Origin of the sequence: Actinoplanes philippinensis, assembly GCF_900113015.1 — a bacterium.
GTDB classification, from domain to species: domain Bacteria; phylum Actinomycetota; class Actinomycetes; order Mycobacteriales; family Micromonosporaceae; genus Actinoplanes; species Actinoplanes philippinensis.
The window spans coordinates 492,509-514,389 of sequence record NZ_FONV01000002.1; the positions used below are offsets into that span (position 1 = coordinate 492,509).

Below are 21,881 nucleotides of genomic sequence, written 5' to 3' on the forward strand. Positions count from 1 at the left end.
ACACCCCGGCACGGCCCGCCCGCACACCTTGCGGGATGGGGGCGGGTAGCCGTACCGCAAAGGATCAGAAACCGACCGCCTGCGCCCGCCGTTTCGCCTCGCGGGCCAGATCGCCGCCGAGGGCTGTCGCGGCGTTGCCGCCGAGAGTCTCGTCCGGGGTGTAGAGCCACCCCAGGGCCTCTTCGTCGTTGAACCCGGCGTCATGGAGCAGGGTCAGCACACCGGGCAGGTGCTTGAGCACGGTGGCGTTCGCCACCAGCTCGGCGGGCACCACCCGGATGCCGTCCCGGCGGACCGCGAGCAGCGATCCCTCGCGGATCAGCTGGTGCACCTTGCTGATCGTCACACCGAGCTTTTCGGACACATCCGGCAGGGAGACCCAGCCGGAGGGGCCGGGGGTTACGGGTTCGGTCACCTGTACAGGGTGCCAGACCAGATCGGAGAACTGTTGTGAGCCTGTGGCGCAACGTCCGTGCCGAGACGGCCGGGGCCTGGCGGTCCCTCTGCTACGACCTGGGGCGTCGCCCGGAGGCCCGCCGCGGGGGTGTTCCGGACGTCACGTCGACCGGGATGAGCACGTTCCCCGGCTCGCTGATCAGCCTGCCCGCCGAGCCGGTGGCCGACCACGCGCGGCCACCGCGACGATCTGTCGCGGTGGCCGCCTTCTGCGCGCTGGCCGCGTTCGGGGCGGCCGGGTCGTACCTGATGGCGACGACCGCGTTCGCCGGGCGGATGACCGACCCCCCGGCGGCCGTGCCCGAGGTCGCCGTGGCGCCCCGGCCGCCCGCCTTCGAGGCCGGGCCGGCGCCCGCCCACGACGGCGGCGACGCCCGGATGGGCGGGCCACGGCACCGGCCGCGCGCCACCTCGCCGGCCCCGGCCGCGCCGGTCGTCACGACCACCACCCACGTCGTCACGACACCCGCGCCGAACCCTCCGACCAGGGAGAACACCCGGCCCGCCGGACCGGTCACGACACCGCCGGAGTGCGACTGCGACACCCCGCCGGTGCCGACCCCGACGGTGCCGCCGGCCACGGTCCCGGCGTCCGTGCCGCCGAGCATGCCGGCGGATCCGGGCGCGAGCGCTCCCAGCTTCGGCGACGGGGTCTGGATCCCCCTGCAGTGACCGCCATCACCAGCATCACGCATGGTGATAAATGCCTTATTCCGCCTTATGTGAATGGCTTCCGCGTCAATCAGCCCAGCTCACAGCCATTTGGGTACCCGTTTGGACTCAGCTGTGACATCCTGGGCCACCCCCACTGGAAAGACACATACACTTCACGCCGATGGACACCACAGTCGCCGATACGTTGATCGGCACAACGATTGACGGGCGCTACCGGATCACCGGTCGCGTCGCCCGTGGTGGCATGGCGACCGTCTACCGGGCCACCGACGAGCGGCTTGAGCGCACCGTCGCGCTGAAGATCATCCACCCGTCGCAGGCCACCAACGTCCACTTCGTCGACCGTTTCACCGACGAGGCCAAGACGATCGCCCGCCTGACCCACCCCAATGTCGTGGCGGTCTACGACCAGGGGCGTCATCAGGGTCTGCCCTATCTGGTGATGGAGTTCGTGCAGGGCCGCACCCTGCGTGACCTGCTGAGCCAGCGCACCCGGCTGAGCCCGGTCGAGGCGCTCGCGATCCTGGAGCAGATGCTCGCCGCGATCGCCGCCGCCCACCGCGCCGGCCTGGTGCACCGTGACGTCAAGCCGGAGAACGTGCTGGTCGCCGAGGCTCCCAGCGGCGGCGCGGCCGACCTGGTGGACGCCGTGGTCAAGGTGGCCGACTTCGGTCTGGCCCGGGCCATCGAGGCGAGCACCGTCGACGACTCCGGCCAGCTGATGGCCACGGTGGCGTATGTGGCGCCCGAGCTCGTGCAGAACGGGCACGCCGACGCGCGGACCGACGTGTATTCGGCCGGCATCGTGCTCTTCGAGATGCTGACCGGCCGGGTGCCCTACGACGGCACCGAGCCGATCGAGGTGGCCTGGCAGCACGTCGACAACGACGTCCCGGCGCCCTCGTCGATCATCCGCGGCCTGCCCACGGTGCTGGACCGCCTGGTGGCCCGGGCCACCCGGCGGGACGCGGGCTCGCGCCCGACCGACGCCGGCGCGTTCCTGACCGAGGTGCAGACCGCCCGCGACGGTCTCGGCGTGACGCACGTCGAGACCGCGTTGATGCGTCAGGTGCCGGGCGCGCCCGGCACGTCCGACGCGACCCGGATCGTCCCGGCCGTCCCGTCCGCCGACGCCACCGCTCTGGTGCCACCGGTCCCGGCCGGCACCGCCTATCAGGCGTCCCACCGCCCGTCCTGGGCGCGGCTGCCGGAGCAGGGCGGCCGCACCGCGCCGCACCGCCGGGCCGCGGCGCCGGCGGGCGGGCTGTCCGGCTTCTTCGAGGACCGGCGCCGGGTCGTGCTGACCGCGCTGATCGCGGTGATGGCCCTGGTCGTTGTCGGCAGCACGTGGTGGGTGACGCTCGGGCGCTACACCGAGACGCCCCGGCTGCTGACCATGAGCCAGGACCAGGCCACCGCCTACGCCCAGCAGGAGGGTTTCACGCTGGTCGTCGGCGAGGGCAAGTACAGCGACGCCGTGGCCAAGGGCTCGGTGCTCGAGCAGAACCCGGGTCCGCAGGACAAGATCGTCAAGGGTGACAACATCACCGTGATCCTGTCGCTCGGTCCCGAGGTGCACCCGGTTCCCGAGTTGGAGGGCCAGGAGCTGGCGTTCGCCAAGGCCCAGCTGGAAGCGATCAAGCTGAAGGTGAAGCAGGGCAAGGGGCAGTACAGCGACACCGCCCCGGAGGGCGTGGTGCTGTCCACCAACCCGAAAGCGGGCACCGAGCTCAAGCCGGGCGACACCGTCGAGGTGGTGCTGAGCAAGGGCAAGGCGCCGATCACCATCCCGAACCTGGTCGGCCAGAACATCAACGAGGCCCGCCGGCAGCTGAGCGAGCGGGGCCTCCAGGTGGTGGAGCAGGCCGTGGAGAGCGACAAGCCGGCCGACGAGGTGATCAGCCAGTCGCCCAAGGCGGGCACCGGCGTGGAGAAGAACGCGGAGGTCACCCTCCAGTTCAGCAAGGGCCCGGCACAGATCGTCCTGCAGGACGTGACGAACCAGCCGTGCCAGCAGGCGGCCGCGGCGCTCCAGCAGCAGGGACTCCAGGTGCAGATGACCGGCGACCCGAACGCGACGGCGCGCCAGATGAACCCGGGGCCCGGCACGCCGGTCCCGCCGCAGAGCGTCGTCCAGCTGGTGTGCTTCCTGTGACACTGCGCCGGATCGGATCACACACCAAGACGTCGGGAGGGCTGGCCAAGGCGGCCCTCCCCTACGCCGACGCCGCGGGCTCGGAGACCCTTCAGGTGTACGTCTCCAACTCCCGCGGCTGGGCCCTGCCACCCGGCGACCCGAAGCAGGACGTGCTGTTCCGCGACGGGATCGGCGAGCGCGGGCTGCCCGCCTACATCCACGCGTCGCTGCTGGTCAACCTGGGCTCACCGACCGAGCTGACGGTGGAGCGCTCGATCGCCACGCTGGAGCACGCCCTGCTGCGCGGCAAGGCGATCGGCGCGACCGCTGTCGTCTACCACGCCGGCAGCTCGGTCGACGAGGCACACGCCGAGAAGGCGATGCACCAGCTCCACGAGCAGCTGCTGCCGCTGCTCGACCGGGCGGCCGCCGAGGGGCTGCCCCGGCTGCTGGTCGAGCCGAGCGCGGGCGGCGGGCGGAGCCTGGCGTCGAAGGTGCAGGACCTGTCGGCCTATCTGGCGGCCGTGGAGCAGCACCCGTGGCTGGGCGTCTGCTTCGACACCTGCCACGCCTGGGCGGCCGGGCACGACCTGGCCACCCCGGGCGGCATGACGACGACGCTCGACGCGCTGGTCGAGGCGGCCGGGCCGGGCCGGCTCCAGCTGATCCACGCCAACGACTCGAAGGACGAGTGCGGGTCGACGCGCGACCGGCACGAGACGATCGGCAAGGGCCGGATCGGCACGGCGCCGTTCGCCGAGCTGCTGGCCCACCCGGCGACCGCGGGCATCCCGGTCATCGTGGAGACTCCGACGGTCGAGCACGAGGGTCACGCGGCCGACATCACGCTGCTCAAGGGGCTGCGAGAAGCTCGCTGAGCCGGGTCGCCGGCTCGCCGGCGCCCGGGGTGAGCAGCAGCTCCACCCGATGCACCAGGCGGGGCAGGGCGACTCCCTCCGCGGTGCTCGCGGGCAGGACCGACAGCCCGTGGCCGGCCCGGACCAGCCCGAGCAGCACCGCCACGTCGGCGCCCTCGTAACGTAACCCGGCGCGCAGACCGTCCACCGGCAGGCTCGTCAAGGGCGACACCACAGGAGCGTCGATCCAGTAGGCCTCCGCGAGATCGGCGAGTTCCACGGTCCGTCGCGCGGTCAGCGGATGATCGCCCGGCACCGCCACCACCGCCGCGTCCTCGGCCACCCCGACCGCACCGGCCACCGGGAGCGGCAGCGGGTCGCTCGGCGCGGTGAACCCGTCGACCAGGGCGACGTCGATCTCGCCGGTGGTGGCCGCGGCGACGATCCGCTCCCGGTCGGCGACGAGCACCCGGCTGCTCAGGCGGGCCGATCCGGCGCGGATCGTGGCGAGGGCCCGGGACACCCGGCGCGACCACGCGAGCGGGGTCAGGCCGACGATCAGGCGGCCGGGCGGGGCCACCGCGCGGGTCACGTCGGCGCGGGCCATGTCGAGCCGGGTCAGCAGCAGCGCGGCGTGCCGGCGCAGGCGTTCACCCGCCGGGGTGAGGGCGACCGGCCGGCGGGTCAGCAGCGGGGTGTCCAGGTCGGTCTCGAGCGCGGCGATCTGCTGGGAGACCGCCGATTGGGTGAAGCCGAGCTGCTCGGCGGCGGCGGAGAACGACCCGGTCGTGGCGACGGCCACGAAGGTACGGAGCAGATGCGTGTCCACATAAGCGATGCTAATGGCCTCATTAGCAATCATCGTTGGACCTGATCTCGTGGAGCGACGAGAGTGGACCCATGATGAAAATCGCCCTGGTCGGCGATCGGTCACCGGCCGTTCGCGCCCACCACCGGATCCCCGATCTCCTCGACGTGATGCGTGACGAGGTGGACATCGACATCTACTGGATCCCCACGCCGGATGCCCGGGATCCGGCGGCGCTGCACGGCTTCGACGGGATCTGGCTGGTGCCGGGCAGCCCCTATCGCAGCCCCGAGGGCGGCATCACCGCGGCCCGGGTGGCCCGGCTCGGCGGTGTCCCGTTCCTCGGCACGTGCGGCGGCTTCCAGCACGCCCTGCTGGAGTTCGCGCGCCACGAGTGCGGCTTCGCCGCCGCGAGCCACTCGGAGTATGCGGAGGGCGAGGAGGAGGACCCTGATTCGCTGATCGTCGAGCTCGCCTGCTCCCTGGCCGGCCACGCGGCGGCTGTCGAGGTGACTCCCGGCTCGCTGCTCGAGCGGCTGGTCGGCGCGCCCCGCACGGTGGAGCGATACCACTGCTCCTACGGGCTGGCCGAGGCCCACCTCGACCTGCTGACCACGAACGGGATGCGGTTCACCGGCCGCGACGAGAGCGGGGCGGTCCGTGCCGCCGAGCTGGCGGACCATCCCTTCTACCTGCTCACGCTCTTCCAGCCGGAGCTGGCCGGCGACGGGACGGACCCGCACCCGATCATCCGTGGCTTCGTCACGGCCGCGGGCGCCGCTCAGGCCAGCAGGTCGGTGAGGACGTCGATGGCCTGATCCACGCCCGCCTCGTCCAGGTCGAGGTGGGTGACCAGTCGTGCGACCTGCGGCAGCATCGCCGCGATCAGCACACCGCGCTCGGCGGCGGCCGACGCCAGCGCGGGTGCGCTCAGCTCGTGTTTCGACAGGTCCAGAGGCACGAGGTTGGTCCGCACCTTCTCCGGGTCGACGACGCCGTAGGGGGCGAGCGCCTCGGCGATCTGGCGGGCCCGCTCGTGGTCCTCGGTGAGCCGCCGGACGTGGTGGTCGAGCGCGTACCGCCCGGCGGCGGCGAGGATGCCGGCCTGGCGCATCCCACCACCCATCCGCTTACGGATCACCCGGGCCTTCGCGATCCGCTCCCGGCTGCCGATGACCAGCGAGCCGACCGGCGCGCCGAGGCCCTTGGAGAGACAGACGGAGAGGGTGTCGAAGAGAGCGCCGTACTCCGCGAGGGTCACCCCGTCGGCGATGTGCGCGTGCCAGATCCGGGCCCCGTCACAGTGCAGGGCGACGTTGTGCTTGTCGGCGGCGACCCGCAGGTCCTGCAGCGTGCCGAGCGGGATGACACCGCCGCCGCCGAGGTTGTGGGTCTGCTCGACGGCGATCGCGGCGGTCGGCACCGACGGGAAGCCGGCCGGGCGGATCATGTCGGCGATCCGCTCGACGTTCAGCATCGCGCCGTCGGACGGCCAGGTCCGCGTGGAGATGCCGCCCAGCATCGCGGCCGCCCCGAGCTCGTAGGTGACGACGTGCGCGTCGGCGCCGGCCAGCAGCTCGCCACCGGGCGGGACGACGAGCTGCAGGGCGATCTGGTTGGCCATCGTGCCGGACGGGGCGAAGAGCGCCGCCTCGTGACCGAACAGCTCCGCCACGTGGGCCTCGAGCGCGTTGACGGTCGGGTCGTCACCGAAGACGTCGTCGCCGACGGCCGCGCGGGCCATCGCCGTCCGCATCCCCTTGGTGGGGCGGGTGACAGTGTCCGAGCGCAGGTCAGCCACGGAGCATCTCGGCCACGAGGAACGCCAGCTCCAGGCTCTGCTGCGTGTTCAGCCGGGGGTCGCAGGCCGTCTCGTAACGGTCCGGCAGGTCGAGGTCCTCGATGCCCTGGGCGCCGCCGAGGCACTCGGTGACGTCCTCCCCGGTCAGCTCGACGTGGATGCCGCCCGGGTGGGTGCCGAGGCCGCGGTGCACCTCGAAGTAGCCGAGCACCTCGTCGACGACCCGGTCGAAGTGGCGGGTCTTGTAGCCGTTCGACGACTCGTGGGTGTTGCCGTGCATCGGGTCGCACTGCCAGACGACCTTGGCGCCGGAGGCGTGCACCTTCTCCACGATGGGGGGCAGGGCGTCGCGGACCTTGCCGTTGCCCATCCGGCTGATCAGCGTGAGGCGGCCCGGCTCGTTCAGCGGGTTGAGCCGCTCGCACAGCTCGATCGCGGTCTCCGGCGACGTGCCGGGACCGATCTTGACGCCGATCGGGTTGGCGATCCGGCTGATGAAGTCGATGTGCGCGTGGTCGAGCTGGCGGGTGCGCTCGCCGATCCACAGGAAGTGGCCGGACAGCCCGTAGGCACGGCCGTCCGACACGCGGGTGAGGGCCCGGTCGTACTCCAGGGCGAGGGCCTCGTGCGAGCAGTACAGGCTGACCGTACGCAGCGCCTCGCTGTCGGTCATGCCGCAGGCGCGGATGAAGTCGAGGGCGCGGTCGATCTCGCGGGCGATCGCCTCGTAACGCTCGCCGGCCGGGGAGGCGCGGACGAAGTCCTTGTTCCAGTCGTGGAGGCCGTGCAGGTCGGCGAGACCACCCGAAAGATACGCCCGGAGCATGTTCATGGCGGCGGCCGAGTTGGCATACGCCCGGATCATGCGCTGCGGGTCGGCGATGCGCGCCGTCTCGTCCGCCTCCAGCGAGTTGATCATGTCGCCGCGGTAGGCGGGCAGGCCCAGCGAGTCGGTCGGCGCGGAGCGGGGCTTCGTGTACTGCCCGGCGACGCGGGCCACCTTGACCACCGGCATCGACGCGCCGTAGGTGAGCACGACCGCCATCTGCAGCAGGGTGCGCGCGTTGGCCAGCAGGTGGCTCTCGGTGTTGTCGGCGAAGGTCTCGGCGCAGTCGCCGCCCTGCAGCAGGAAGGCGCGGCCCTCACAGACCTCGGCGAGCCGGTGCCGGAGCTGGTCGACCTCGTAGGGCGCGACGATCGACGGCACGCTGTCGAGCACCTTGCAGACCTCGGCGACCTCGGCCATGTCCGGCCAGGGCGGCATCTGCACGCGCGGCAGGCTGCGCCATCGGTCGAGCCCCAGAGCCTCGTCCTCGGCCGAATCGGTGGACGGCCGGGACGTCTGGAGGGCCGGATTGCCCACTCCCGGGTGACTGAGCTGATGCCACTCACGACGCATGCCGAAAGCGTACGGAAGAGGGGCACCGGCGTCGCCGCCGGTGCCCCTCTTTTCGCCAGGAGTACTACAGGTTGCTCTTGATCGCGGTGATCAGCTCACCGTTGGTGGTGTCGCCGGAGAGTTCCCAGAAGAACGCGCCGCCGAGGCCCTGGTTCTTGGCGTAGGTCAGCTTGCCGGCGATGGTCGACGGGGTGTCGTAGCCCCACCAGTTGCCGCCGCAGAAGGCGTACGCCGTGCCACCGATCGTGCCGGTCGCCGGGCACTTGGTCTTGAGGACCTTGTAGTCCTCGATGCCCGCCTCGTAGGTGCCGGGCGCCGCGCCGGTCGCGCTGCCGCCCGGGGCGGCCTGGGTGACGCCGGTCCAGCCGCGGCCGTAGAAGCCGATGCCGAGCAGGATCTTGGCCGCCGGGACGCCCTTGCTCTTGAGCTTCTGGATCGCGGCGTCCGAGTTGAAGCCGGCCGTCGGGATGCCGGTGTACGAGGTCAGCGGCGAGTGCGGGGCGGTCGGGCCCTGTGCCGCGAAGGCGCCGAAGTAGTCGTACGTCATCGGGAAGACCTTGTCGAGCTTCGCGATGCCGGCCGCGTAGTCGGCCACGTCGAGCTTGCCGCCGTTGCTGCCGTCGGCGGAGATCGCCGAGGTGATCAGGTTGTTGCTGCCGAACTTGGCGCGCAGCGCGCTGATCACGTTGGCGTAGGAGGCCGGGCCGCTGGCGTCGCAGGAGAGGCCGCAGGCGTTCGGGTACTCCCAGTCGACGTCGATGCCGTCGAAGACGTCCGCCCAGCGCGGGTCCTCGACCAGGTTGTAGCAGCTCTCGGCGAAGGCGGCCGGGTTGGCGGCGGCCTGGGTGAAGCCGCCGGACCAGGTCCAGCCGCCGACCGAGTAGATCACCTTGAGGCCCGGGTACTTCTTCTTCAGCTTGCGGAGCTGGTTGAACGAGCCACGCAGCGGCTGGTCCCAGGTGTCCGCGACGCCGTCGACGCTCTCCGCGGCGGTGTACGCCTTCTCGTAGTCGGCGTAGGAGTCACCGATGGTGCAGCGGCCGCCGGTGGTGTTGGCGAACGCGTACAGGATGTGGGTCAGCTTGGACGCCGAGCCGGACGTGTCGATGTTCTTGACGTGGTAGCCGCGGCCGTAGACGCCCCACTCGGCGAAGTAGCCGACGACCCACTTGCTTCCGGTGGCCGGCGGCGTCGTGGTCGGCGGGGTGGTGGGCGGCGTCGTCGGCGGGGTCGTCGGCGGCGTGGTGGGCGGCGTGGTGGGCGGAGTCGTGGTCGGCGGCGTGGTGGGCGTGCCACCGCAGGCGCCGTTGTCGATCCAGACCGCCCACTGGGTGCTGTTGGTGGCGGGCGACTCGTTCTGGGTCCACCACTTGGCGGTGTAGTTGTGGCCGTTCTGCGAGGCGACGTTGTCCTTCACGTAGACGGCGGTGGCGGACCAGGGGGTGGCACAGGCGACGGCGGCGGACGCCTGGCTCATCGGCACGGCGACGCTGGACGCCAGCACGATCGCGCCGGTGATGAGCGCCCGACGGGGGGTTGTACGCAAGGATGTCTCCTCAAACAGTTAGGAAACTTTCCAAAGAGAGGGATGAAGAGACGGTAGTCACATCGATTAACAACAGTCAAGCCAGGTGAACAGCATTTAAGGTTCTTTAACGCAGACGGTCACGTCACGACGGCGTGCAATCGGGCGGACACGGCCGGTAGTCTTCCGTCATGACCATCTTCGACGTCAACATTGGCGCCCTCACCGGTGGCGCGACCGAATTGGACCGTTACCGCGGCAAGGTCGTGCTGGTGGTCAACGTCGCCTCGCGATGCGGCCTGACCCCGCAGTACGCGAAGCTCCAGAACCTCTGGGAGACCTACCGTGACCGCGGCCTCGTGCTGGTCGGCGTGCCGTGCGACCAGTTCGGCGGGCAGGAGCCCGGCACCGCCGCGGAGATCGACGAGTTCTGCCGGGTCAACTACGGCGTGACCTTCCCGGTGACCGAGAAGGTCGAGGTCAACGGACCCGGCCGGCACCCCCTCTACACCGAGCTCGTCGGCGGCGGCGCTGACATCTCGTGGAACTTCGAGAAGTTCGTGGTCGCCCCGGACGGCGCGGTGGCGGCCCGCTTCGAGCCGGGCACCCAGCCGGACGACCCGGAGCTCGTCGCGACGATCGAGAAGCTGCTGCCGCACTGATGAGCATCCACGTGATCGGCGTCGACGCGTACCCGCTCGGCTGGGTCGGCGTCGAACTGCGCGACGGGGCCTTCGGGCGCGCCGTCCTGGCCGCCACCCTCTACGAGATCGTCGCCGGCAGCTCCGGCGCCGCGGTGATCGGCGTGGACATCCCGCTCGGCATGCTCCCGGACCGGTGGCGGGCCGCCGACACCCTGGCCGCCGACCAGCTCGGCCCGCGCCGCGGCAGCGTCTTCCGGGTGCCGCCGCGGGCGGTCTGGCAGGAGCCCGACTTCGCCTCCGCCAACCGGCTCTGCCGGGAGCTGACCGGCGCCGGGCTCAGCCGGCAGTCCTGGGCGCTGCGGCCCAAGCTACTGGAGGCCAACGCGATCTGGGAGCGGCACCCGGGGCTGCTCTTCGAGGCCCACCCGGAGGTCTCCTTCCGGACCATGGCCGGCGAGCCGCTGGCGCACGCCAAGAAGACGTGGAGCGGCCAGGCCCGCCGCCGGGAGCTGCTGGCCCGCAACGGGATCGTGCTGCCGGACCGGCTGGGCCCGGCCGGCCAGGCGCCGCCCGACGACATCCTCGACGCGGCCGCCGTCGCCTGGACGGCGCACCGGGTCGCCACCGGCGCGGCCCTGAGCCACCCCAGCCCGCCCGAGGAGGAGAACGGCAGCAAGATCGCGATCTATTACTGATGTCGTACGGTCCACCGCTCCGCAACCGCAGCGATGGCGGCTCGGTCCCCTCCCCCGCGACGCCGGCGGTCCTTCCGGCCGGAACGCGGCCGCCGGGCTGATGCGATGGTCACCGGCTGGTCGTCAGAGCTGCTCCCGAGCCCCGTGGACGGCTCTCGCGACCAGCCGCGGTCCCGCCCGCCGAACAGGATCACCCCCGGCCAGTCGTGCGGGCTGCCCTTTCGGCAGCTCCGACGCCCGGTCAAGAGGGTCAGCGGGCCTGGGCGGCGATCTCCCCGGCCCGGTCGCGGGCCGCTTCGAGGGCGCCGAGCACCGCCGACCGGATGCCGTGCCGCTCCAGCTCACGCAGGGCTGCGGCGGTCGTCCCGGCCGGCGAGGTGACCGCCTCGCGCAGCTTGACCGGGTGCTCCCCGGACTCGCGCAGCATGGCCGCCGACCCGGCCGCGGTCTGCACGGCCAGTTCGTGGGCGACGGCGCGCGGCAGCCCGAGCAGGACCCCGGCCTCGATCATCGCCTCGACGAAGAGGTAGAAGTAGGCCGGCCCGGACCCGGAGATCGCGGTCACCGCGTCCTGCTGATACTCCGGCACCCGGACCGTCACACCGAGCGGTTTGAACATCTGCTCGGCGATGTCCAGGTGCTCGCCGGTCGCGTGCGGGCCGGCCGAGATCGCGGTCATCGCCTGGTCGACGATGGCCGGCGTGTTCGTCATGACCCGGATCACCGGGGTGCCCTCGGGGAGCCGGGACGCGAAGAACCCGGTCGGCAGCCCGGCGCAGAGCGACACGACCAGGGTGCCCGCGCCGATCCGGCCGGCCAGTCCGTCGAGGAGCGCCCCGGCGTCCTGCGGTTTGACAGCGATCGCCAGGACGTCGGCCCGGCCGGCGGCGGTGGCGTTGTCGACGACGTCCACCCCGTACCGATCGGTCAGCTCGGCGGCTCGGACCGGGCGGCGGGCGGTGGCCAGCACGTTCTCCTGAGGCCAGCCGGAGCGGAGCAGACCGGCGACGACGAGTTCACCGATCTTGCCGGTCCCGAGGACCGCGACGGTGGGCTTGGACAAAGCGGGCTCCCGTGGACGACGCGACGGCGGTGGAAAGCATGATGCCGGGGGCGGCGAGCGCCCCCGGCATCATGACGGTGGATCAGCTGCCGAAGAAGACCTCGGCCTCTTCGTAACGCTCGATCGGAACGGTCTTCAGCTCGCCGGTGCCCTCGATCAGCGGGATCCGCACGACGTCGGTGCCCTTGAGCGCGACCATCTTGCCGAAGTCGCCCTCGTGGACGGCGTCGATCGCCTGCAGGCCGAAACGGGTGGAGAGCACCCGGTCGAACGCGGTCGGGGTGCCACCGCGCTGGATGTGGCCGAGGACGACCGTACGGGCCTCCTTGCCGGTCTTCTCCTCCAGCTGCTCGGCGAGCCACTGGCCGATGCCGCCGAGGCGGACGTGGCCGAAGCTGTCCAGCTCCTGGTTGTGCAGGACCATCTGGCCGTCGAGCGGCTGGGCGCCCTCGGCGACGACGACGATCGGCGCATACTCCACCTGGAAGCGCTTGGTCACGTAGGTGGCGACCTGCTCGACGTCGAACTGACGCTCCGGCAGCAGGATGACGTTGGCGCCACCGGCGAGGCCGGCGTGCAGCGCGATCCAGCCGGCGTGGCGGCCCATGACCTCGACGACCAGGGTGCGGTGGTGCGACTCGGCGGTGGTGTGCAGCCGGTCGATGGCCTCCATCGCGATGTTGACCGCGGTGTCGAAGCCGAAGGTGTAGTCGGTGCCGTTCAGGTCGTTGTCGATGGTCTTCGGCACGCCGACCACGTTGACGCCCAGCTCGGACAGCTTGGTGGCGACGCCGAGGGTGTCCTCGCCGCCGATCGCCACGAGCGCGTCGACGCCCTGCTCGGCCAGGTTCGCCTTGATCCGCTCGACGCCGTTCTCGATCTTGAACGGGTTGGTGCGGGACGAGCCCAGGATCGTGCCGCCGCGCGGCAGGATGCCACGGACCTCCGCGATGCCCAGCGGCTTCGTCAGACCCTCGAGCGGGCCCTTCCAGCCGTCGCGGAACCCGACGAACTCGTGACCGTAGGCGGTGACGCCCTTACGGACGACGGCCCGGATGACCGCGTTGAGACCGGGGCAGTCGCCGCCACCGGTGAGCACGCCGATACGCATTTTTCTTCCCCCTGGATCGGGTAGCGAGATGCGGATAGCCCGTCGAGGCCCCAGGGACGATTTCGTCGGCAGCGTTGCCGGCCCGGGGCGGGCCGCCCCCGAACTGTAGTCGCCGTACCTGAGCCACCCGACGGCGGCCCACTAAAGCCGGACAGTTTCGATGCGGTCACGGCGCCGCGACGGAACGGCAACCTCACAACAGCGACTCGATCGCCCCCAGCGCCTCCGCGTCCCGTCCGAGAGCTGCGGGAACCACTGTGAGCGCGGCGGCCGCGGCCGGGGCGCAGTGCCGCTGCAGCGATTCACGGACGCCGTCGACGACGAAACCCCCCGGCTCGGTGAACCGGCCCCCGACGATCACCACCGCCGGATCGAAAACGGACACCAACGGCGAGACGGTACGCCCGATCAGCCGGCCCGCGTCGAGCAGCGCACGCTGGGCCGGCCGGTCTCCCGACGCGGCCCGGGCCAGCAGCCGGCCCTCGTCCGGCGGCCCGTCGGAGACCGCCGCGAAGTAGCCGGGCGACAGGAACGCGCTGAGACAGCCGCGCTTGCCGCACAGGCAGAGCGGCCCCACCTCGCGGACGTTGAGATGCCCGACCTCCCCCGCATATCCGATCGCGCCCGCGTGCGGCCGCCCACCGGCCACCAGACCGGCGCCGGTGAACTGGTCGCAGCTCAGGTAGAGCACGTCCCGGGCGCCCCGGGCGGCGCCTCGGCGGCTCTCCGCCAGCGCCGCGAGCTGGGCGTTGTTGGCGGCCACGACCGGACGGCCGAGGACCGCGGCGATCTCCTCGGCCGGCGAGAACCCGGCGAACATGGTCAGCACGCTGCGGGAACTGAGATGCCCGGTGACCGGGTGCACCGGCGCCGGCATGCTCACCGCGAACCGGGTCCCCGGCCCGGGCCGCTCGCCGTGCCCGTCCAGCAGCTCCCGCGCGAACCCGGCGGCGGCACGCATCACCGCCCGGCCGTCCATCGACAGCGGCAGGCTCCGGAACCCGGACCAGCGGACCTCACCCGTGCCGCCGGCGGCGATCACCCGGATCCCCTCGCCCTCGATCGCCACCCCGACCAGCAGCTCACCCGGCGTGACCAGACGGAAGCACGGCGACGGCCGCCCGGCACGCGGCCCGTCCGCCGTACACCGCTCGACGACGCCGTCGCGCACCAGCCCGTCCAGCAGCGCGGCCACCGCCGCCCGCGGCAGCCGGGTGCGTTTCACCAGGTCACTGCGAGTTGTCCGGCCGGCGGCCCGGAGCGTCTCGACGAGGATGTCCTGCCGCACCGCCCGCTCACGATCCCCCGGGGAGCGGCCTCCGCCCGACGGCGCGGCGTCCGCGGTGGTCACGGCAGGTGAGACCCGGGCGAGGGTACGGCCACCGCGCGCCGCCGGGGTGGCCCGCAGCCCCGCGAACAGCGCGCCGAGCAGCCCGGCCCGGTCGCCGAGCGTCCCGGCCCGGATCGTGGTGCCGGCCGCCACCTCGGGCTGCGCATACCGCCGCAGGGACTCACCGACCGCGGCGACGATCGGGCCGCCCGCCTCGATCAGCGGCCCGTCCATGACGACCAGGGCCGGGTTGACGGTGTTGGCCACGTCGGCGACCACCCGCCCGATCATCCGGCCGGCGTCGGCGAGGATCCGCTCGGTGGCCTCGTCGGTGCGGGACAACTCGACCGCGCGGGCGGCGGTGACCGGCTCGCCGAGCGGTGCGGCGAGGGCGGCGAGGATGGCCGGGGCGGAGGCGATCGTGTCCAGGCAGCCGCGGTTGCCGCAGCGGCAGAGCGGGCCGATCTCGTCCATCTGGACGTGCCCGATCCGGCCGGCGGCGCCGTGCGCCCCGTGGTGCAGCACCCCGCCGAGGAGCAGGCCACAGGTGATGCCGGAGCCGACCCGCAGGTAGCAGACGTCGGTGTGGCCGGCCGCGATCCCGTAACCGACCTCGCCGAGAAGGCTCAGCTCGGCGGCGGTCCGGACGATCACCCGGCGGCCGAGGCGCTGCTGCAGGCCGGCGGCGAGGGCGGGATCCCGGCCGGCGCCGAGGCCGAGCACGATCGACCAGGCCGGGCCCTCGACAGCGGTCGCGCACTCGGCGACCAGGAGAGCCAGGCTGTCCAGGTCGGCGCCGGACAGGTGATGCTCGGCGAGGATGCGTCCGGTGAGGTCGGCGCTCGCGGCGCGTACCCCCTGGGTGGTGACGATCGCGCCGACCACCCCACCCGCGGCCGGACCGAGAGTGATCGACCGGGCGGGACGCCCGGCGCGGGCGCCGTCGGCGACGGCGGCCGCCTCCGCCAGCAGGCCCGCCGTGAGAAGCTCGGTGACCAGGTTGTCGACGGTCATCCGGGCCATGCCGGTGCGCCGGGCCAGATCAGCGCGGGTGCTGCGGCCGGCCTCGCGGACGGCGGCCAGCAGCAGGTCACGGCGCACCTGATGGACCCGCCGGCCGGACATGGCCCCAGTTTTGCCGGAACTGGACCTAATTACCGGCTGATTGCGACGCCGGTCACACCCAGGAGCGGGCAAACCGGGCGCCAGTAACGCGAGACACCGGCAAATCACAGCGTTGAGCAGGCCTTTTCGGCTCTGGTTCGGCGCTGCTCGAGTCGATACGTTCAGCGAACAAGGCGTTAACACCACCGGAGCCGGCCCGGTGGCCTTCCTCCCCTTTTTCCGTCCCGAGGTGTGCGATGACGACTGTCCAGCCCCGCCCGCCGGCCACCACCCCGACCGTTCCCGACGCGCCGACCCGGCTCATCGTCGCGATGGCGCTCGCGCAGCTCGGCGCGTATCTGACGATCCTCACCCCGGTCATCGTGACGATGTCCATCCGGGTCGCGCAGATCGCGCCCGGCGACAAGGCGGCCGCGCTCGGCGCCGTGCTGTCCGTCGGCGCCGTCCTCGCGCTGATCGGCAACCCGTTCTTCGGCGCCCTCTCCGACCGCACCACCTCCCGCTTCGGCCGGCGACGCCCGTGGCTGCTCGGCGGTATGGTGGCCGGCTTCGCCGGTCTGCTCGTCGTCGCGCTCGGCGGCAGCATCCCGGTCCTGACCGCCGGGTGGGCGCTCGCCCAGCTCGGCGTCAACGCCACCCTCGCCACCCTGACCGCGCTGCTGCCCGACCAGATCCCGGCCCAGCAGCGCGGCCGGGTCAGCGGCATCCTCGGCCTGATGACGTCGGTCGCGATCCTGGCCGGCAGCGCGCTCGCCGCCGCCCTGGCCGGCAGCGCCCTGCTGATGTTCGCCGTCCCGTCCGCGATCGGCGTCGCCACGGTGGCGCTGCTGGTCGTCGTGCTCAAGGACCGCCCGGCCGAGAAGGGACACTTCGCGCCCTACCGGTTCAAGGAGTTCCTGCACACCTTCTACGTCAGCCCGCGCCGGCACCCCGACTTCGTGTGGAACATCGTCAGCCGCTTCCTGATCTGGATGGGCCTGGCGTCGGTCACCACCTACCAGGCGTACCTGCTGATCGACCGGTTCGGGTACACCACCGGCAACGTGGCCACCGGCATCCTGCTCGCCACCCTGGTCAGCACCGGCGGACTGGTCGTCGGCTCCGCGGCCGGCGGCACCCTCTCCGACAGGCTCGGACGCCGCAAGCCGTTCGTGCTCGGCGCCGGTCTCGTCGTCGCTGTCGCGCTCGTGGTCATCGCGTTCGCCGGCAGCTTCGCCGTCTTCCTCGTCGCGTCCCTGATCTTCGGGCTCGGCCAGGGCGTCTACCTCGCCGTCGACCTGGCGCTCGCCACCGACGTGCTGCCCGACCCCGACGACGCCGCCAAGGACATGGGCGTGCTCAACATCGCCAACGCGCTGCCGCAGTCACTCGTGCCGATCCTGGCCGCGCCGATCCTCGCCGTCGGCGGCGGCAACGCCAACTACAGCCTGCTCTTCCTGTGCGGCGCGGTCGTCGCAGTCGCCGGATCCCTGCTGGTCCGCATGGTCCGCGGCGCCCGCTGAACCCCTCCTGGAGAATCCCGTGCACCCCTACCAGAACGCCGCTCTGCCCCTCGAGGACCGGGTCACCGACCTGCTCGGCCGCCTCACCCTGGCGGAGAAGGCGGGCCTGATGTTCCACACCATGATCGGCGTCAACCCGGACGGCACGATCGCCGGCGGCAACGACATGATCCCGTCGGCGGCCACCCTGCTCCAGGACAAGCTGATCAACCACGTCAACATCCTGACCTTCGCGCCGGTCCCGCCGGAACAACTCGCCACCTGGCACAACCGGATCCAGGAGATCGCGGCGGGCGTCGGCCACGGCATCCCCGTCACCGTCTCCACCGACCCGCGCCACGGTGTCGTCGACAACCCCGCGACGTCCGCGTCGGCCGGCGGTTTCTCCGCGTGGCCGGAGCCCATCGGGCTCGGTGCGACCAAAGACCCCTCGCTGGTACGGCAGTTCGCCGACATCGTCCGGCAGGAATACCTGGCCACCGGCATCCGTGTCGCGTTGCACCCGATGGCCGACCTCGCCACCGAACCCCGCTGGGCCCGCACCAACGGCACCCTCGGCTCGGACGCCGACATGGTGTCCGCGATGATCCGGGAGTACGTGCTCGGCCTGCAGGGCGACACGCTCGGCCCGTCGTCGGTGGCCGCCATGGTCAAGCACTTCCCGGGCGCCGGGCCGCAGAAGGACGGCGAGGACGCGCACTTCCACTACGGGCGGGAGCAGGTCTACCCGGGTGACATGTGGGACCACCACCTGAAGCCGTTCGAGGCCGCCTTCGAAGCGGGGGTCGCGCAGGTGATGCCCTACTACGGGATGCCGGTCGGCACCCCGTACGAGGAGGTCGGGTTCAGTTTCAGCCGGGGCGTCATCGAGGGGCTGCTCCGGCGGCGGTACGGCTTCGACGGCGTCGTCTGCACCGACTGGGGCCTGGTCACCGATGCGATGATCATGGGCACCGACATGCCGGCCCGCGCCTGGGGTGTCGAGCACCTCGACCGGCACAGCCGGGTGCTGCGCATCCTGGAGGCCGGAGCCGACCAGTTGGGCGGCGAACACTGCCCGGAACTGATCATCGACCTGGTCACCGGCGGCCGCCTCCCCGAGTCCCGGGTCGACGTCTCGGCCCGCCGCATCCTCCGCGACAAGTTCCGCCTCGGCCTCTTCGACGAACGCCGCTACGTGGACCCGTCCACCGCCGCCCGGATCGCCGGACAGCCCGCCTTCCGCGCGGCCGGCCTGTCGGCCCAGCGCCGCTCCGTCGTCCTCCTGACCAACCACCCCGACCCCGACTCGGGTGTCCCGATGCTTCCGTTGACCGAGGGGATCGCCGTCCGTCTGGACGGTGTCGATCCGGTGGTGGCCGCCGGATACGCCAAGGTCGTCGACGATCCGGCGGCCGCGGATGTGGCGATCGTCCGGCGGGCCGCGCCTTTCGACCCGCGTGGCGGCGGGTTCGAGGCGTTCTTCCACGCCGGCCGCCTGGAATGGACCCCGGAGGAACTGGGCCCGATCCTGGAACTGACCGCCACCCTTCCGACCGTCGTCGACGTCTGGCTGGACCGTCCCGCTGTCCTCACCCCGCTGGCCTCGACCGCGGCGGCGCTGACCGGCAGCTTCGGATCATCGGACGAAGCGCTGCTGGACGTGCTGTTCGGCCGCTCCCCCGCCACGGGGACACTGCCGTTCGAACTGCCGTCCTCGATGGCCGAGGTGGAGGCCTCCCGCGAGGACGTCCCGAACGACACCGCCAACCCGCTGTTCCCCGACAACCACGGCCTCCAGCTCGGCTGATCCGCCGACGCCTCCGTGCCCGGCCCGGCCGCCCGGGAGCTGCGCCGACCACCTCGGGCCAGCTCCCGGGACCAGCCGGACAACGGGGTGACGGTGCCTGCCGCATTCGGCCCGGCGGGCGCCTCGCGGTCCGGAGCACCGCCTGCCCCGCGCGGTAGGTGTGGCAGGCGTGGTTGCGGTTGCGGTGGGGTTCGGCCCGTACCGCCGAAGGGCCCGGCACCGTGGGAAACGGTGCCGGGCCGAGCGGGTTTTCAGTGGGCCATGGCGGGCGGGGCGTCGGGGTCGACGTCGAGGGGGCCGGTGCGGAAGAGGAACGCGGCGACCACTGCGGCGAGGACGAAGAAGCCGGCCGACCACCAGAAGACCGTGTGGTATCCGTCGATCAGGGCCATCGGCTGGGCGGTGGGGGGCTTGCCGGCCATGTAGTCGGTGATCGCGGTGGCGTAGAAGGAGCTGAGCAGTGCGGTTCCGATGGAGCCGCCGATCTGCTGGACCGTGTTGATCATCGCGGAGGCCACGCCCGCGTCGCGGTGTTCGACGCCGGCGGTGGCGGCGTTCTGGGTGGGCGCGAAGACCAGGCCGAGGCCGAGGCCGATGATGATCAGGCCGGGGAGGACGCCGGAGGCGTACGTGGAGTCGAGGTCGAGGCGGGTCAGGAACAGCATGCCGCCGGCCGCGACGAGGGCGCCGGCCGGGACGAGCGGGCGCGGGCCGACCTTCGGGGCCAGGAACGAGCCGGCCGTGGTGGCGGTGAGCATGACCGAGCCGAGCATCGGCAGGAACGCGAGGCCGGTCTTGACCGGGGTGAAGTGGAGCACCGTGGTCAGGAAGTAGGTCAGGAACAGGAAGATGCCGAACATGCCGGCGCCGGCGATGGCGATCGACGCGTAGGAGCCGCCGCGGTTGCGGTCGAGGACGACGCGCAGCGGGAGCAGCGGGCTCTCCACCCGGCGCTCGATCAGCACGAAGGCGATCAGCGCGACCACGCCGACGGCGATCGGGCCGAGGGTCCAGCCCGCGGTCCAGCCGTCGGTCTCCGCCTTGCCGAGGCCGTAGACCAGGCCGACCAGGCCGATGACGGCGGCGATCGTGCCGGGAACGTCGATCTTGCCGTGGGCGGCGACGGGCTCGTCCTTGAGCTTGATCATGGCGCCGGCCACGGCGATGGCGGCGATCACCAGGTTGACGTAGAGGCACCAGCGCCACGACGCGTACTCGGTGAGGACGCCGCCGAGCAGCAGGCCGATGCCGCCGCCGGCGCCGGAGATGGCGCCGAAGATGCCGAACGCCTTGCCGCGCTCGGCGGGCTCGGTGAACGTGGTGGAGAGCAGCGAGAGGGCGGCCGGGGCGAGCGCCGCGCCGAAGGCGCCCTGCAGCGCGCGGGCCACGATCAGCATCTCCAGGCCGTTGGCGGCGCCGCCGAGCGCCGAGGCGAGGGCGAAGCCGATCAGGCCGATGAGGAACATCCGCTTGCGGCCGAAGAAGTCGGAGAGTCGGCCGCCGAGCAACAGGAGGCTGCCGAAGGCCAGCGCGTATCCGGTGACGACCCACTGCCGGTCGGCGTCCGAGAAGGCGAGGTCGGCCTGGGCGGTGGGCAGCGCGATGTTCACGATCGTGGCGTCCAGCACCACCATCAGCTGGGCCAGGGCCAGCACCACGAGCGCCCACCAGCGCCCGGTCTCACGTTGCACGGGCTGTGGCCGATCAATAACGGTGCTGCTCATACGCGGAGCCTTCCGAAGCTAAGTTGAGGTCTGTCCTCCACTTCGGCAGGCTAGCAGGAGAAGTTGAGGAGTTGCCTCCACTTAGTTGTAGGCTTGGCCACATGCCACTTCGCCGCGACGCACAGCGCAACCGGGAGCGGATCATCGAGGCCGCCGGCGAGGTCTTCGCGACCAGGGGATTCGCCGCCACCCTGGACGACGTGGCCCATCACGCGGGCGTCGGCGTGGGCACCGTCTACCGGCGCTTCCCGACGAAGGAGGAGCTGATCGACGCGGTCTTCACCGACCGCCTGGAAGACCTGGTCACGCTCGCCGAGGAGGCGCTCACCGCACCCTCGGCCTGGGAGGGGCTGACCGGTTTCCTGCGCACCTCGGCCCGCTGGCACGCCGCCGACCGCGGACTGCGCGACGCCGCCCTGAGCATGGGCGAGCAGCACTTCAAGCAGGCCGGCGAGCAGATCGTGCCGCTGCTGGAGCAACTGATGGAGCGCGCCCACGCCGAGGGCACGTTACGGCCGGACGCCGGGTTTCACGACTTCCCGATCATCATGGCCATGGTGACCGAAATGGCCCAGCACAGCGAAGGGTGCCGTCCGGGCCTCTACGAGCGTTATCTGGAGCTGGTGATCGACGGCCTGCGGGCCCGGCCGGACAACGGGACGCTCGGCGCCGCGCCGACCGAGACCGACGTCCGCGGGGTCATGCGGGGCTGCGTGCCGCCTATGCGCTCGTCGCGGTCATAGCGTTCCACCGGGCCAGGTTGTGCTTGGCGTCGACCAGCGCGTCGTGCCGGCCGGCCATCTCCGGCAGATGCGGACGGCCCAGATCGTCCCAGCGCTGACGCAGGTCCTTGGTGAACCGGGGGATCTCCCGGGGCAGGGCCGGCATCGCGCCCCACAACTGGGCGAGCGCCACGTGGTCATACGCCGCATACCACGCCCAGAGTTCCATCTGCTCGCCCCGGCCACGGATCGGCTCGATCAGGAACTCGTAGAGGTCCTCGCGGATCCGCTCGCGGCTGCGCCACGCCCGGTCCGACGGCGAGGGGAGCTTGTCGAGGACGTTGCGGCGCACCCAGGGCACGGCGCGGGAGTCGTCGAACTCGGTGCTGACCGCGTAGAACTCGCGGCCGAACTCGTCGACGACACCGATCGAGACCAGGTCGACGATCCGGCCGTCCTCGATGAATTCACAGTCATAGAAATAGCGATATGGCATCCCGCTCATCCTCGCCCATCGC

At 71.9% G+C, this 21,881-nt stretch carries 19 protein-coding genes; 9 read left to right on the forward strand and 10 right to left on the reverse strand.

From position 1 onward, the window contains the following. Positions 1 to 64: 64 nt before the first annotated feature. A complete protein-coding gene (locus BM290_RS05725; protein ID WP_093610699.1) occupies positions 65 to 415 on the reverse strand; it encodes an Rv2175c family DNA-binding protein in 351 nt (116 codons plus the stop codon). Positions 416 to 450: 35 nt separating this feature from the next. Between BM290_RS05725 and BM290_RS05730 the strand changes: the two genes are divergently transcribed. From BM290_RS05730 to BM290_RS05740, 3 genes are all read left to right on the forward strand, one after another. Beyond that, entirely contained in the window at positions 451 to 1,128 is a 678-nt protein-coding gene (locus BM290_RS05730; RefSeq protein ID WP_093610701.1) for a hypothetical protein, read from the forward strand. A 163-nt stretch (positions 1,129 to 1,291) separates the two neighbouring features. After that, positions 1,292 to 3,286, forward strand: coding sequence for a Stk1 family PASTA domain-containing Ser/Thr kinase (pknB, locus tag BM290_RS05735; protein ID WP_093610703.1), 1,995 nt, complete (start codon positions 1,292 to 1,294; stop codon positions 3,284 to 3,286). Continuing rightward, positions 3,274 to 4,146, forward strand: coding sequence for a deoxyribonuclease IV (locus BM290_RS05740; protein ID WP_244903877.1), 873 nt, complete (start codon positions 3,274 to 3,276; stop codon positions 4,144 to 4,146). Before pknB ends, BM290_RS05740 begins: the two co-directional genes overlap by 13 nt. Here BM290_RS05740 and BM290_RS05745 read toward each other — a convergent pair. Continuing rightward, on the reverse strand, positions 4,121 to 4,954 hold the full coding sequence (locus BM290_RS05745) for a LysR family transcriptional regulator (protein WP_093610705.1): 834 nt from the start codon (positions 4,952 to 4,954) through the stop codon (positions 4,121 to 4,123). The genes BM290_RS05740 and BM290_RS05745 overlap by 26 nt on opposite strands. 71 nt (positions 4,955 to 5,025) lie before the next feature. Here BM290_RS05745 and BM290_RS05750 point away from each other — a divergent pair, with 71 nt between their 5' ends. After that, positions 5,026 to 5,751: a CTP synthase C-terminal region-related (seleno)protein gene (locus tag BM290_RS05750; protein ID WP_093610707.1), complete on the forward strand. Its 726-nt coding sequence runs from the start codon at positions 5,026 to 5,028 to the stop codon at positions 5,749 to 5,751. Here the strand turns inward: BM290_RS05750 and BM290_RS05755 are convergent. The 3 genes from BM290_RS05755 to BM290_RS05765 form a co-directional block, all read right to left on the reverse strand. Next, positions 5,715 to 6,734 carry a threonine aldolase family protein gene (locus tag BM290_RS05755; protein WP_093610709.1) on the reverse strand — a complete coding sequence of 340 codons (1,020 nt, stop codon included), beginning with the start codon at positions 6,732 to 6,734 and terminating at the stop codon, positions 5,715 to 5,717. The genes BM290_RS05750 and BM290_RS05755 overlap by 37 nt on opposite strands. Next, the gene (locus BM290_RS05760; protein WP_093610711.1) at positions 6,727 to 8,133 is read right to left on the reverse strand and encodes a class II 3-deoxy-7-phosphoheptulonate synthase; all 1,407 of its coding nucleotides are present in this window, start codon (positions 8,131 to 8,133) and stop codon (positions 6,727 to 6,729) included. The genes BM290_RS05755 and BM290_RS05760 overlap by 8 nt, the downstream gene beginning before the upstream one ends. Positions 8,134 to 8,197: 64 nt before the next feature. Beyond that, entirely contained in the window at positions 8,198 to 9,679 is a 1,482-nt protein-coding gene (locus tag BM290_RS05765) for a glycosyl hydrolase family 18 protein (RefSeq protein WP_093610713.1), read from the reverse strand. Positions 9,680 to 9,849: 170 nt separating this feature from the next. On the opposite strand from BM290_RS05765, the gene BM290_RS05770 reads away from it, so the two are divergent. Together BM290_RS05770 and BM290_RS05775 are read left to right on the forward strand one after the other, a co-directional pair. Then, positions 9,850 to 10,320 carry a glutathione peroxidase gene (locus BM290_RS05770; RefSeq protein ID WP_093610715.1) on the forward strand — a complete coding sequence of 157 codons (471 nt, stop codon included), beginning with the start codon at positions 9,850 to 9,852 and terminating at the stop codon, positions 10,318 to 10,320. Beyond that, a complete protein-coding gene (locus BM290_RS05775; protein WP_093610717.1) occupies positions 10,320 to 10,997 on the forward strand; it encodes a DUF429 domain-containing protein in 678 nt (225 codons plus the stop codon). The genes BM290_RS05770 and BM290_RS05775 overlap by 1 nt, the downstream gene beginning before the upstream one ends. 250 nt (positions 10,998 to 11,247) lie before the next feature. Here the strand turns inward: BM290_RS05775 and proC are convergent, their stop codons facing one another. The 3 genes from proC to BM290_RS05790 form a co-directional block, all read right to left on the reverse strand. After that, positions 11,248 to 12,060 carry a pyrroline-5-carboxylate reductase gene (gene proC / locus BM290_RS05780; protein WP_093610719.1) on the reverse strand — a complete coding sequence of 271 codons (813 nt, stop codon included), beginning with the start codon at positions 12,058 to 12,060 and terminating at the stop codon, positions 11,248 to 11,250. 82 nt (positions 12,061 to 12,142) lie between these two features. Beyond that, the gene (locus BM290_RS05785) at positions 12,143 to 13,171 is read right to left on the reverse strand and encodes a 6-phosphofructokinase (protein ID WP_093610721.1); all 1,029 of its coding nucleotides are present in this window, start codon (positions 13,169 to 13,171) and stop codon (positions 12,143 to 12,145) included. A 193-nt stretch (positions 13,172 to 13,364) separates the two neighbouring features. After that, the gene (locus BM290_RS05790) at positions 13,365 to 15,626 is read right to left on the reverse strand and encodes an ROK family protein (protein ID WP_093610723.1); all 2,262 of its coding nucleotides are present in this window, start codon (positions 15,624 to 15,626) and stop codon (positions 13,365 to 13,367) included. A 236-nt stretch (positions 15,627 to 15,862) separates the two neighbouring features. Between BM290_RS05790 and BM290_RS05795 the strand changes: the two genes are divergently transcribed. Then, on the forward strand, positions 15,863 to 17,128 hold the full coding sequence (locus tag BM290_RS05795) for an MFS transporter (RefSeq protein ID WP_093610725.1): 1,266 nt from the start codon (positions 15,863 to 15,865) through the stop codon (positions 17,126 to 17,128). A gap of 19 nt (positions 17,129 to 17,147) precedes the next feature. Then, positions 17,148 to 18,917, forward strand: a complete 1,770-nt coding sequence (locus BM290_RS05800) for a glycoside hydrolase family 3 protein (RefSeq protein WP_093610727.1) — start codon at positions 17,148 to 17,150, stop codon at positions 18,915 to 18,917. 251 nt (positions 18,918 to 19,168) lie between these two features. Here the strand turns inward: BM290_RS05800 and BM290_RS05805 are convergent, their stop codons facing one another. Continuing rightward, on the reverse strand, positions 19,169 to 20,641 hold the full coding sequence (locus BM290_RS05805; protein WP_093610729.1) for a DHA2 family efflux MFS transporter permease subunit: 1,473 nt from the start codon (positions 20,639 to 20,641) through the stop codon (positions 19,169 to 19,171). Positions 20,642 to 20,742: 101 nt separating this feature from the next. Between BM290_RS05805 and BM290_RS05810 the strand changes: the two genes are divergently transcribed. Further along, positions 20,743 to 21,384: a TetR/AcrR family transcriptional regulator gene (locus BM290_RS05810; RefSeq protein ID WP_093610731.1), complete on the forward strand. Its 642-nt coding sequence runs from the start codon at positions 20,743 to 20,745 to the stop codon at positions 21,382 to 21,384. Here BM290_RS05810 and BM290_RS05815 read toward each other — a convergent pair. Next, positions 21,362 to 21,859, reverse strand: a complete 498-nt coding sequence (locus BM290_RS05815; RefSeq protein WP_093611240.1) for a polyadenylate-specific 3'-exoribonuclease AS — start codon at positions 21,857 to 21,859, stop codon at positions 21,362 to 21,364. The genes BM290_RS05810 and BM290_RS05815 overlap by 23 nt on opposite strands. Positions 21,860 to 21,881: the final 22 nt, after the last annotated feature.